8 protein-coding genes are annotated in these 12,561 nt (G+C 45.0%); 7 read left to right on the top strand and 1 reads right to left on the bottom strand.

The window, feature by feature from the left end; all coding sequences use genetic code 11:
- Nucleotides 1-30: 30 nt before the first annotated feature.
- The gene (locus tag R8N49_RS04410; RefSeq protein ID WP_025766853.1) at nt 31-1,482 is read right to left on the bottom strand and encodes a DUF2867 domain-containing protein; all 1,452 of its coding nucleotides are present in this window, start codon (nt 1,480-1,482) and stop codon (nt 31-33) included.
- A 94-nt stretch (nt 1,483-1,576) separates the two neighbouring features.
- Between R8N49_RS04410 and R8N49_RS04405 the strand changes: the two genes are divergently transcribed.
- The 7 genes from R8N49_RS04405 (at nt 1,577) to R8N49_RS04375 (ending at nt 12,559) form a co-directional block, all read left to right on the top strand.
- On the top strand, nt 1,577-2,953 hold the full coding sequence (locus R8N49_RS04405; protein ID WP_005378048.1) for an MATE family efflux transporter: 1,377 nt from the start codon (nt 1,577-1,579) through the stop codon (nt 2,951-2,953).
- A gap of 187 nt (nt 2,954-3,140) precedes the next feature.
- Nucleotides 3,141-3,812 (top strand): ABC transporter ATP-binding protein, encoded by a 672-nt coding sequence (locus tag R8N49_RS04400; protein WP_005378040.1) that lies wholly within the window; start codon nt 3,141-3,143, stop codon nt 3,810-3,812.
- Entirely contained in the window at nt 3,793-6,246 is a 2,454-nt protein-coding gene (locus R8N49_RS04395; protein WP_005378038.1) for an ABC transporter permease, read from the top strand. Before R8N49_RS04400 ends, R8N49_RS04395 begins: the two co-directional genes overlap by 20 nt.
- Complete coding sequence (locus R8N49_RS04390; protein ID WP_318132975.1) at nt 6,246-7,370, top strand: lipocalin-like domain-containing protein; 1,125 nt, start codon at nt 6,246-6,248, stop codon at nt 7,368-7,370. Before R8N49_RS04395 ends, R8N49_RS04390 begins: the two co-directional genes overlap by 1 nt.
- Nucleotides 7,371-7,700: 330 nt before the next feature.
- Nucleotides 7,701-8,852, top strand: coding sequence for a Na+/H+ antiporter NhaA (gene nhaA / locus R8N49_RS04385; protein ID WP_005378034.1), 1,152 nt, complete (start codon nt 7,701-7,703; stop codon nt 8,850-8,852).
- Nucleotides 8,853-9,569: 717 nt separating this feature from the next.
- Nucleotides 9,570-10,205 (top strand): TetR/AcrR family transcriptional regulator, encoded by a 636-nt coding sequence (locus R8N49_RS04380; protein WP_005378033.1) that lies wholly within the window; start codon nt 9,570-9,572, stop codon nt 10,203-10,205.
- 71 nt (nt 10,206-10,276) lie between these two features.
- Nucleotides 10,277-12,559 carry an acyl-CoA dehydrogenase gene (locus tag R8N49_RS04375; protein WP_169628410.1) on the top strand — a complete coding sequence of 761 codons (2,283 nt, stop codon included), beginning with the start codon at nt 10,277-10,279 and terminating at the stop codon, nt 12,557-12,559.
- The last annotated feature ends 2 nt before the right edge of the window (nt 12,560-12,561 follow it).

The following is a 12,561-nucleotide window of genomic DNA, read 5'->3' as shown; positions in this document are numbered from 1 at the left end:
AGTGACATTTTGAGTGTTTAGAAGCCCCTGTTATTGGGGCTTTTTGTTTTCTAAACGGTTTGCTTCTTTCGCGATGGCTTTGACCATGCCTTTAAATATGAAAAGATGGGCTGGCATCATTGCAAACCAATAAAGCAGCCCAAGAAACCCTTGCGGGTGCCACCAGGCGGTAATATCCAGCTCTCGTTCGTCACCGAGATCTTTGATGGTAATTTCTAAACGCCCAAGGCCTGGGCCTTTCATACCAAAAAACAGTGAAAGAAACTGATTATTATCGCAGCGAATCACTTTCCAAGAGTCAATAAAATCACCGACTTTAAGCTCTGGTCCAGGAGGAGAAACGCGAATCGGTTTTCCGCCACCAAAAAAGATATCGAGCCATTCACGTGTACGCCACAAGATGTTGGCAAAGTAATAGCCTTTTTCGCGACTCCCGATCTTTTGCGCCACTTTCCATAATGCCGCAGCGGAGGCATGAGTTTTAATGCTCGCTCCAGCTTGTTTTGGGTAATAGCCATATCCTGGTTGCCATCGACGAAGCGCTGCGGGTTCAAACCCCCAGACATTACTGCGTACAAATGTGCCTTCATCTTGAATGGTATCAGTTACCGCTTGCTCGTAGCTGATCAGCGTTTGAGGAAATCGTTCTTCAATCGCTTTGGAGTCTGCAATGTAGTTGTGCTCTAAGCCCGCAAGTAATGCTTTACCGATACTAGTTGGCACTGAGGTAACTAAACCTAGCCAGTACGATGCCATTTTCGGAGTAAGTAGCGGGGTCGACCACAGCCGATACGGCTTGTTCGTGATTCGGCAAATGACTTTGAACTGCTCGCGGTAGCTAAGTGTATCTGGCCCTCCAACTTCATAAATTTCACTTTCTTCTGGATAGGGAGCTTCTGCTAACTTCAACAAATAGTGGTTGAGATTGGGCAAGGCGATAGGGTTCGCTTTTGAGTCGACCCATTTAGGCGCGATCAAAATAGGTAAGTTGTAGACAAAGTCACGCATGATTTCGAAAGCGGCAGAGCCGGGACCGATGATAACGCCAGCACGCAATTCAGTTACTGGAACACCAGACTGTCGAATTATTTTTCCCGTGGCTTTACGAGCGGCTAAATGGCGAGAGTTTCCGGTTTGAGGTTGAATGGCACTCAAATATACAACATGCTCGACGGAGCTTTGTTCCAACGCATATTTGAAGTTCAAAGCAAGGTTTAGTTCGTACTCAACAAAGTCATCACCTTGAGCCATCCCGTGCACGAGAAAAAAGACTAAATCAAAATCGTTCACTACAGCCTTCGTGGTCTCTGCGTCAGCCAAGTCGAGATACCTTAACGTTAAATTAGGGTGAGGCTGAGTTCTTGACTCTAAATAATCAATATGTCGCGCCGCTGCTGTGACGGCGTAACCTTTATCTAAAAGTAACGGAAGAAGTTGAGAGCCAATGTAACCCGAGGCGCCTAGCACCAACACCTTTTTCATTATCTGTCCTTTTATCGTTGGTGGAATAAACACCACAGAGTATAATCATGAGACACTTTCCCCATTCTATCAATAAGTTGTCGTTGGAGCGCTTGTGACTTTTCTTTCTCAACTCTCAATACACGCAGATAAAGCATTCTTACGTCGTTTATTTGCAATCGCGTTACCAATTACACTGCAAAGCATGATGTTTTCTAGCAGAAGCCTCGTCGATGTTCTTATGCTTGGTCAACTTGGTGAAGCTGAAATTGCCGCTGTTGGAGTTGCTGCGCGCGCGACTTTCGTCACCACCATCATGTTAGTTGGGGTGACAACGGGCGGTGCGTTGTTAACCGCTCAATATTGGGGGGCTGGCGATAAAGTTGGGGTGCGTCGCAGTACCGCTTTAACATGGATGATCGCAATGATGTTTGCTGCGATTGCTGTTGCTTTGTTTGTTGTTTTTCCACAGCCCATCATGAGTTTGACTACCGATTCACAAGAAGTGATTGAGCTAGGGGCCAGCTATCTCATTATTTCGTCGGTTAGCATGTTTGCTGTTGCATGTGTGGCCAGTATGTCGGTGGGCCTAAGGGCGATGCACCAACCAGGCCTAAGCACTTTTTTTAGTGGTATAGGCATTTTATCTAATGTGTTTCTTAACTGGGTTTTAATTTTTGGTCAATTAGGCTTTCCTGCTCTGGGTATTACGGGAGCAGCGATCGCAACGGTAATCAGTGGCGCGATCGAAGTAGGTTGCTTGTTTGGTTATCTATGGTTGAAAAAACACATAATCGCATTTGGTTGGGATGATATACGCGCAGGATTGGTCTTAGATAAAATTACGCGTTTCTTGAGCCTCTCTTTGCCAACCACATTTAACTTCTTGGCGTGGGCTGGTGGGCTGTTTGCTTATCACGCCATCATGGGGCAAGCAGGTGTACAAGGTTTGGCGGCACTTTCCGTAATGACACCTGTTGAGTCGATCGCATTGGCGATGATGATTGGTTTATCGAATGCGGCTGCAGTTCTAGTCGGGAACCAGCTCGGCGCTCGTAATTTTGAACCCGTTTATTATCAAGCATGGGCTACGGTCATTTTGAATGTGCTTATCGCATTTGTGGTCGCCGTCTTGTTGATAGTGTCAAATCAATGGATCCTTAATGCGTTTAGTGCACTGACAACAGACACTCGCGAGCTAGCTGAACAGTTTATGGTGATTCTTGCGTTGGGTGTCGTGCTACGCTCGGTGCCGATGATGGCGATTGTTGGTGTATTACGCGCGGGCGGTGATGTTAAGTTTTGTTTGTATCAAGACATCTTGGCGCAGTGGGTGATCGGGATTCCACTCGCAGCATTTGCAGCGATTTATCTCAATTGGGATCCACAATGGGTTTACTTACTCTTTTTGACGGAAGAAGTTGTGAAGTGGGCGATTTGCTTGCCAAGAATGGTTAGCCGAAAATGGATGAAAAACCTGATTGGCCAGTAAGAAGGAACAGAGTTTATTTTGGCTGCAAAAATCTGCTCAAAACGTCAACAAAATTAGCAACAGAAAGTGAATCGAGTTGCATTTGTACTTCCATAGTGTGATCAAGCATTCAAAATACTTTCTACTAACAGGATTTTAGTGTAGATTCTGATCCCAATTTTTAAACACCATCCGAGCGGCATAATCAATGTTAAAACTGTCAGACCTATGTAAAGGCTATGTAGACGGGGGAGAGTTTCACCCTGTATTACAAGGGGCAGAATTAACATTGCAGCAAGGCGACCAAGTTGCTCTGATGGGAGAAAGTGGTTCGGGTAAAAGTACTCTGCTGAATTTAATCGCCGGATTAGATACTGCTGACTCTGGTGAAGTGCAGTTTCCAAATTTTGCTATGCATGAAGCACCGGAGCATTTAAGAACCCTTTATCGCCGCAACAATATTGGTAATATCTTCCAACAATTCAACCTGCTTCCTACACTTAATATTGCCGACAATATTCGTTTTTGTCGTCAGTTAAAAGGTCTGCCGGAAGATAAAGAGTTGTGGCGTCAAATTCTTTCTGCTTTGGACTTAATGCCATTGCTAGGACGTTATCCGGAAGAGGCGTCTGGTGGTCAGCAACAACGTGCGGCGATTGCTCGCGCCCTTTATATGGAACCTAAAATCCTGCTTGCTGATGAGCCAACTGGTAGCCTAGACGAGCGAAACGCAGAAGCAGTAATGCGCTTATTAACGAGTCTCGCTCGCCAATTGGAGTGTACTTTGCTGTTAGTGACGCACAGTGAAAAAGTGGCCGCCCATATGGAAGGAAAGATTCGACTTCAAGGAGGGCAGCTACATGTTATGGCCCGTAGTTAAGGCACTACTCGGTCATTACCGTCGTTACCCTCTACAAATTATTCTTGTCTGGCTGGGATTAACTTTAGGCGTGTCCCTCCTTGTTGGTGTTACTTCTATCAACCAGCATGCAAAACAAAGTTATGCAACTGGGGAAAAACTTTTCTCTAATCCTTTGCCATACCGAATCCGAACGAAGCACTCTGCCAATAAAATTCCTCAAGGTTTCTATATTCAGTTACGTCGAGCTGGGTTTAACCAATGTGCACCGTTTGACGTGCTTCATCTAGATGCCAAGACCGATATGAGCCTGATGTTGGTGGGGATAGATCCTGTCGCGATGATCCCACTACAACAAGGAAAATCGCTAGGTGAGATGCCTGTTTTATCACTAATGAAGCCTCCTTATCCTATTCTTGTTAGTCAAGATTTGGCCGCTTACATGAGTTGGCAGGATGGGGACTTCATTGAGATGAATGACGGAAGCCGTCTTGGGCCTATTCAAGTAGATAAGGACAAGATGCTTTCGGGTACTCGGCTGGTTACTGATATATCGTTGTTGCGTATGCTCAAGCGGAGCTCAGGTTTGTCTGCGATTTCTTGTGGCGAAATGCCAGAGGAAAAGCTAATAGCACTGAAAAACATGCTGCCAAACGGAATGACGCTTGTTAGGAATACGCGTACTGAGCTTGAGTCGCTAACTAACGCATTCCATATGAATCTCACCGCGATGGGAATGCTGTCGTTTTTGGTCGGGTTGTTTATTTTTTATCAAGCGATGTCTCTGTCTTTCATCCAGCGACAACGTTTGGTAGGTATTTTGAGACAGACTGGTGTTAACGGAACACAGTTAGCGCAAGCCTTATTGCTAGAGTTGTCTTTGCTCGTCTTTATTGCGTGGGCGTGTGGTAACTTTTTTGGCTTGATCTTAGCAAATGAGCTTATCCCAGCAGTGTCTTCGAGCCTGAGTGATTTGTATGATGCCAACGTAGGCTTAACCATAGGATGGTCATGGCAATCTAGCTTATACAGTCTAATCATGGCAGCGATGGGTGCGTTGATATCGTGTCTGTGGCCATTAATCCGTTTGCTGAAGTCACAACCAATCCGCCTCTCTTCTCGACTGTCGCTAATGCGATTTGCTGGAAGAGAGTTCTCTTGGCAGGCACTTGCGGCGTGTGCGTTTTGTGTCGCTGCAATAGCGGTATATCAGGCCCCGAAAACACAAGAAACCGGCTTTGCTATTATTGCGCTGATGTTGGTTAGTGTGGCGTTGTTTATGCCATTTATTATGTGGCATATGTTCCAAAGTTTTTCTTATACCATGCGTTGGGTTCGTGTCCGTTGGTTTTTTGCTGATGCAGCAGCAAGCATGAGCTATCGCGGTGTGGCTACGATGGCGTTTATGTTAGCGCTGGCGGCAAACATTGGTGTAGAAACAATGGTCGGAAGCTTTCGAGATACAACCGATAAGTGGCTAAATCAGCGATTAGCCGCTGATGTGTACATCTATCCGACCAACAATTCAGCCGCTCGGATGAGCGCATGGCTCCAGAATCAGCCAGAGGTGAACTCGGTTTGGTGGCGTTGGGAAAAAGATATGCCGACCGAGCACGGTGCTCTGCAAGTTGTGAGTACGGGCTCTTCTGAAGGTGAGCTAGACTCACTTACCGTCAAGTTAGGTGTCCCAAATTACTGGTATCAACTGCACGCTACCAAGAGCTTAATGGTCAGCGAGTCGATGGCCTTGAAGTTGGATATCCGCCCTGGCGATTTCATTAACTTGCAGGAACCGCTTGGTGGTGATTGGCAAGTCGTAGGCGTTTACTACGATTATGGAAACCCATATAACCAGGTGATGATGTCGCACCGGAATTGGCTGTATGCATTTGCAGGTACGGGTAATGTTGGTCTTGGCGTAGTATTAAAAGATAACGTCAATGGAGAAGGGCTGAAAAATCGCTTAGAGAATGTATTCCGTCTTCCGCAAGATCGTGTGTTTGATAACGGTAATATTTATAGCCAAGCAATGAGAGTGTTTGATCATACCTTTGCTATAGCAGGAACCTTGGGCAATATCACGCTGATTATTGCCGTGTTTGGTTTATTCTTTGCGACGTTGGCAGGAGAACTTTCACGGCAGCGGCATTTTTCCTTATTAAGGTGCATGGGTGTGTCCGGAAAAGAACTTGTCGTATTAGGTGGTTTGCAGCTATTCGTCTTCGGAGCCATTTCTGCGATTATTGCAGTGCCGCTCGGCTTGGCGCTCGCACATTTGATCGTTGATATTATCATTAAGCAATCATTTGGCTGGTCTCTAGAGCTTCAAACGATTCCATGGGAGTATGCTCAAACCATTGCTTGGGCGATGCTTGCCATCATGGTTGCTGGCGCATTGCCAGTTATTAGAATGATCAAAAGTACACCGATGAAGTCATTAAGGGACGCGTTGTAATGAAAAAAATGGGCTCTAAAAAACGCTTGTTGGTTTCAACGCTCATTGTTGTTACGTTCGCTTTTCTGACTGGGGCTGCTTTTTACTCAACTTTTTGGTTAGAGGCGACAGCAACACGAGAAAGCGAACTTGATTCTATCTTAACGCTTGAAAATCAAACGATTTTCGAGCCTGTACTACCTAACGAGCATGTCTCTTTACCCTCAGACTTTCGCTTTCATCCCGAGTATCAGCATGAATGGTGGCACTACTTTGCGAAATTAAAAGATGAGCAAGGCAAGATCTACAATGTTCAATGGAGCTATTTCAGGGTTGCGACGGACGAGCGAGAAACCAGCGGTTGGCAGAACCCTCAATTGTACATTTCACATGTTGTCGTCAGTCATGGCTCGCATGTATGGAAAGAGCAACGGGTAGCTAGAGGTGGGATAGGCCAAGCTGGTATGATCAATCGTCCTTTCAGGTTATGGATTGATAATTGGACTTGGCGATCACTCGGTGCGACGCCTTTCCCGGGCAACTTGAATGTGAATACTGATACGTTTGGACTTGAGCTCAATACCATGACAAGCGGCCCCTTTGTGGTGAATGGAGACAAAGGCTTCCAAGTTAAACATGCGTTGCAATCTGTTGCTTCTTTCAGCTTCAGTGCTCCATTTTTAAAAGTAAAAGGCAGCTTAAGCTTAAATGGTAAGCGATTCTCAGTGACGGGTTCTGCTTGGGCGCAAAAAGAGTGGGGCAGCGGCTTAATTGGTGAGGGGCAACAAGGCTGGGATTGGTTTGTTTTCAATTTAGATGATGGTCGAGCATTAACTGTTAGCCGTTATCGTCACCATGGGCAAACACCGCACGTGTTTGGCACGTTGTCGACACGCTCAGGTAAAGTCATCAACCTCTCAGACGATGATATCAGTATTAAACCAATGCAAGTGACCAGTTTATCCAATGGAAGAAGGTTACCTTTGCAGTGGATTATCAATATTCCGAAGCATCAAATTAATTTGACTACCCGCATTATCAAGTCAGATATGTGGCTACCCTTTGTAATACCTTACTGGGAAGGGCCTACTTTAGCTTCCGGCTCCAATGAGGCTTGGGGCTTTATGCAGCTGACAGGCTATTGAGTTGTGAAGAAAACCACCCCCTACGGGTGGTTTTTTAGTGCGCGAAGCTTCGTAGCTTTTTCTCAAAAGTACGGGGTTATCATGATGGTACAAGCCGTGTTATGCTGATTTTCTCATCATCTTGATAAATATTTGGTGCGACAAAAACAAATACGATCTCCGATCAAAATTGAGTGTCATGTTGGAAAATACGATGTATAGTAAACTTAACATCGAAAAAACCGAAGTTTATACTCTGAAGAAGCGATTATTCTAAAGTTTTCGACAGCTATACACTCTTATCACTCTTTGTTAATCGTTTATTAAGATAATAAATATAAGGACGAAACCATGAACGATGTCATTCGTGACTTTTTCAAAATGGAATCAGCAGGTGGTATTCTTCTCGTAATTGCAGCGGCAATTGCGATGACCATTGCTAACTCACCGCTGGGCGAAACTTATCAATCTGTACTGCATACTTATGTATTCGGTATGTCAGTTTCTCACTGGATTAATGACGGCCTAATGGCTGTTTTCTTCTTACTTATTGGCCTTGAAGTGAAGCGAGAGCTACTTGAAGGAGCGCTAAAATCAAAAGAAACCGCAATTTTCCCTGCGATTGCAGCGGTTGGTGGTATGTTAGCCCCTGCTCTTATTTACGTTGCGTTTAATGCTAACGACCCAGAGGCGGTTTCTGGCTGGGCAATTCCAGCTGCGACGGATATTGCATTTGCTCTAGGTATCATGGCGCTACTAGGTAAGCGCGTACCAGTAAGCCTTAAAGTGTTTTTGTTAGCTCTCGCTATCATCGACGATTTAGGCGTGGTTGTTATTATTGCACTGTTTTACACAGGTGATCTTTCTAGCATGGCGCTGCTTGTTGGCTTCATCATGACTGGTGTCCTGTTCATGTTGAATGCGAAGGAAGTAACGAAACTGACGCCATACATGATAGTCGGCGCGATCTTATGGTTTGCGGTACTTAAATCTGGTGTTCACGCAACACTTGCAGGCGTAGTGATCGGCTTTGCTATTCCTCTTAAGGGTAAACAGGGCGAACATTCCCCACTTAAGCACATGGAGCATGCACTTCATCCATACGTGGCATTTGGTATCTTACCTCTATTCGCATTTGCAAATGCGGGGATTTCGCTAGAAGGCGTATCGATGTCAGGCCTAACTTCAATGCTGCCATTAGGTATTGCTTTGGGGCTACTGGTTGGTAAGCCTCTAGGTATCTTCACCTTTAGTTGGGCTGCTGTGAAAATGGGTGTAGCTAAGCTACCGGAAGGCATTAACTTCAAGCATATCTTTGCGGTATCTGTGTTGTGTGGTATCGGTTTTACAATGTCTATATTCATTTCCTCTTTAGCGTTTGGAAATGTAAGCCCTGAGTTTGATACCTATGCTCGACTAGGTATCTTAATGGGCTCGACGACAGCCGCGTTACTTGGCTACGCGTTACTGCACTTTTCTTTGCCTAAGAAAGCGCAAGCGTAAGATACACACTGTTTAGTAAAGCCTCCCATTCGGGAGGCTTTTTTATGTCTGCAGATCGGCACATCAACCACTTCAGGCTGGTTACTTTTGTGACCAACTAAGGTCTAGCTTATGGAGTTGGGGCAAATCATCGAAAGAGGCGCTTGGTAAATCTACAGGCGAAAAAAAGCCCAGCCGAAAATTTGACTGGGCGGATACAAACATAGGAGTTAATAAGAAAAAAGCAGCAACGTAACAATTAGATGGAAACAAGTTTGACGGCCAGTGAAACTTCAAATGCCCTAACTGTTACGTATATTCAGACCGAGCCTTTTCCAAACAGTTCCATTTTTTTTCAAAAAATTTCTACTTAATGCTTTCTAGCTTCTTACACACCCGAAAGTAATAGAAAAATCGAGATGGATTACCAACTTGGCGAAGTTACTAACTTCTGTGTTTCTCATTTTATCTCCCCTAGAACCGAAGATGTATTTCATTCTCTCGTCGCTCACTCCGAGCCGCCAAGGCTATTGTTAGCGTTTCAATTGCGATGGACTGAGAAATTTGATCGTTTTCTTCTGACAAGCTTCACTGGAGTATTCGATTGAATTTCAAAAGATTAGATCACACCTTTTATTGTCTGGTCAGACCAATTGGTTAAAGTGTGATGTTAATCATTTGTTAATCTGAAGTTTCGGGAGTATATTTTCAAACAGTTGTTTAATACGAGTGATTAAAATGGCCCCGAGAACATCAACAAAAGAAAAAATACTCGATGTCGCAGAAGGACTCTTTGCTGAACATGGCTTTAATGATACTTCGCTAAGAACGATAACAGGTAAAGCTAACGTTAACCTAGCATCGGTAAACTATCACTTTGGCGATAAAAAAACGCTGGTTAGAGCGGTTTTAGATAGGTATTTAGAAGCACTAATGCCGAGCATTAAGACTTCATTAATTGAGTTAAACACGCGCGATAGCTACAACATGGACGATGTCTTTGAGTCATTGCGATTACCTTTACGTACATTAAATGATGTACGCCCAAATGGTACTGCGCTATTTATGTTGTTAATTGGCCGCGGTTATACAGACGTTCAAGGTCATCTACGCTGGTTCATTACCACCAGATACGAAGAGGTACTGAACCTTTTCACTTTCTCGATAATGAAGGCGAACCCGGAACTATGTGAAGAACAGTTGTTTTGGCGACTGCACTTCACGTTAGGAACCTGTGTATTTACGATGGCTTCAAGCCAAGCTCTTTCGGAGCTGGCAGAAAGTAAGTTTGAAAAGGAAGTCGATGTGAAATCTGTCGTCGATTTACTGATTCCATATTTGTCAGCAGGAATGTCAGCAAAGCAGTTGGCATAAGACAAATAAGAAAGTTAAACCAATAATAAGATTATACCCCGAGCGGTTACGTGAACAAAAGGATCTGAACTATGAGCTCTCTACGAAGAAAATGGATTAGTGACCCGGCTTTTAAAGTGTTCAAAAAAGTATTGCCACCTCTGTCTAGCACCGAGAAAGAGGCGATGGAAGCGGGTAGTGTATGGTGGGATGCCGAACTATTCACAGGCAAGCCAAACTTCACAACATTGCATCATTATCCAACGCCTACACTGACGGCAGAAGAGCAGTCATTTATGGATAATGAGCTTGAAACTCTGCTAGAAATGCTTGATGACCAGAAGATTGTCAAAGAAGACAGGGATTTACCGCCTGAAGTATGGGAGTACCTACGTAAAGAGCGATTTTTCTCTTTGATCATCTCGAAAGCATATGGTGGTCGTGAATTTTCCGCTTTGGCGAACTCAACCATTGTTTCTCGTATTGCGACTCGAAGTATCAGTACCGCGGTATCGGTAATGGTACCAAACTCTCTTGGCCCTGGTGAGCTGCTATCGCACTATGGTACGCAAGAGCAAAAAGATTACTGGTTGCCTCGTTTAGCTGATGGTACAGACATCCCTTGTTTCGCCCTAACTGGCCCTGAAGCAGGTTCTGATGCAGGTGGCATACCTGATCAAGGCGTGGTTTGTTACGGCACCCATGAAGGCAAAGAAGTGCTTGGCGTGCGAGTTAGTTGGAATAAACGCTACATCACGCTTGCGCCAGTTGCGACAGTGCTCGGGTTAGCATTTAAACTGCAGGATCCTGAAGGGCTACTTGGTGACAAGAAAGAGGTTGGCATTACATGTGCGTTGATTCCCGCTGACCATGAAGGTGTCGAGATAGGCGAGCGCCATGATCCTCTGGGGTCTGCGTTCATGAATGGTCCTACTCGTGGTGAAGATGTCTTCATCCCTATGGACTGGTTGATCGGTGGCGCTGATTACGCAGGTAAAGGTTGGCGTATGCTGGTTGAGTGTCTTTCTGCTGGTCGTGGTATCTCTCTCCCAGCGCTTGGCACAGCGATTGGTCACCTTACTACACGTACAACAGGTGCTTATGCTTACGTGCGTAAACAGTTTGGAATGTCGATCGGTAAGTTTGAAGGTGTTGCAGAAGCAATGGGGCGCATTGGTGGTCTTACTTACCTACTAGAAGCGACGCGTACGCTAACGACGACTTCTCTCGATATGAAAGAAAAACCTGGGATTGTAACCGCGATTGCCAAGTACCACATGACGGAAATCGCGCGTACCATTCTAAATGATTCGTTTGATATCCATGCGGGTCGTGCGATTCAAGATGGCCCAATGAACTATCTTGCTAAACATTACCTTGGTATCCCGGTTGCTATCACCGTTGAAGGCGCGAATATTCTGACTCGTAACCTGATGATTTTTGGTCAAGGTGCGACTCGATGTCACCCATATGTTCTAAAAGAAATGGAAGCCGCGGCGAATCCAGATTCTGAACAAGGTGCGAAAGAATTTGACAACTTACTCTTTAAACACATCAAGCACGCGCTCGGTAATACATTCGGTGCATTTGGTGCAGCACTAACTGGTTCTCGATTTGTTAACGCGCACATGAGTGGCCCAACGCAGCAATACTACAAAGACATTACTCGTCTCAGTCGTGCACTTGCAGTAAGTGCAGACTTTGCGATGTTAACCTTAGGTGGAGACTTGAAGCGTAAAGAAATGATCTCCGCACGTTTGGGTGATGGATTAAGCTATCTATACATGGCATCTGCTGCTTTGAAAAAGTATGAAGATGAAGGCCGTCAACAAGGCGATCTAGACTTCGTTCATTACGCTGTTCAACACTGTTTGTATAACGCTTCTAAGTCATTAAATGAGGCTTACACCAACTTCCCTGTGAAATACGTTGGCGGTGTGCTTAAGGGGCTATTGTTCCCGCTTGGTAATCATTTCAATAAGCCAAGTGATGAGCTGTGTGTGAATTTGGCTGAAGCGATGATGACACCAGGCGCGCAACGTGATCGCCTCACGCATCTGTGCTACATCGGAAAATCAGAGGATGACAGCGTAGGCTTAATGGAGAATGCATTCCTTGCAATGTACGACATTAAACCTTTGGAGCGTAAACTTATGAAGGCTGCGAAGGATGGTAAAGTGGCTCGTAAAGGTCTGCTACATGATCGTTTGCAGCAAGCATTTGAAGCAGGCGTGTTAACTGAACAAGAAATTGATCAAATCATGGCTGCAGATAAATTGCGCTACAAGGCGATTCAAGTTGACCACTTTAGTCATGACTTTTCTGAAGTGCGAACTCATAGCCCAAAAAAGTCGCAGTTGAATCCGGCGGCATAATA

Source organism: Vibrio sp. 1978, assembly GCF_033344345.1.
This window is presented reverse-complemented; position numbering and strand designations above follow the sequence as displayed.

What these genes read in the sequence shown, in the direction of transcription:
- R8N49_RS04375 (WP_169628410.1), top strand. Translation starts at nt 10,277, where the DNA reads ATGAGCTCTCTACGAAGAAAATGGATTAGTGACCCGGCTTTTAAAGTG.
- R8N49_RS04410 (WP_025766853.1), bottom strand. Translation starts at nt 1,482, where the DNA reads ATGAAAAAGGTGTTGGTGCTAGGCGCCTCGGGTTACATTGGCTCTCAA.
- nhaA (WP_005378034.1), top strand. Translation starts at nt 7,701, where the DNA reads ATGAACGATGTCATTCGTGACTTTTTCAAAATGGAATCAGCAGGTGGT.
- R8N49_RS04400 (WP_005378040.1), top strand. Translation starts at nt 3,141, where the DNA reads ATGTTAAAACTGTCAGACCTATGTAAAGGCTATGTAGACGGGGGAGAG.
- R8N49_RS04380 (WP_005378033.1), top strand. Translation starts at nt 9,570, where the DNA reads ATGGCCCCGAGAACATCAACAAAAGAAAAAATACTCGATGTCGCAGAA.
- R8N49_RS04395 (WP_005378038.1), top strand. Translation starts at nt 3,793, where the DNA reads ATGTTATGGCCCGTAGTTAAGGCACTACTCGGTCATTACCGTCGTTAC.
- R8N49_RS04390 (WP_318132975.1), top strand. Translation starts at nt 6,246, where the DNA reads ATGAAAAAAATGGGCTCTAAAAAACGCTTGTTGGTTTCAACGCTCATT.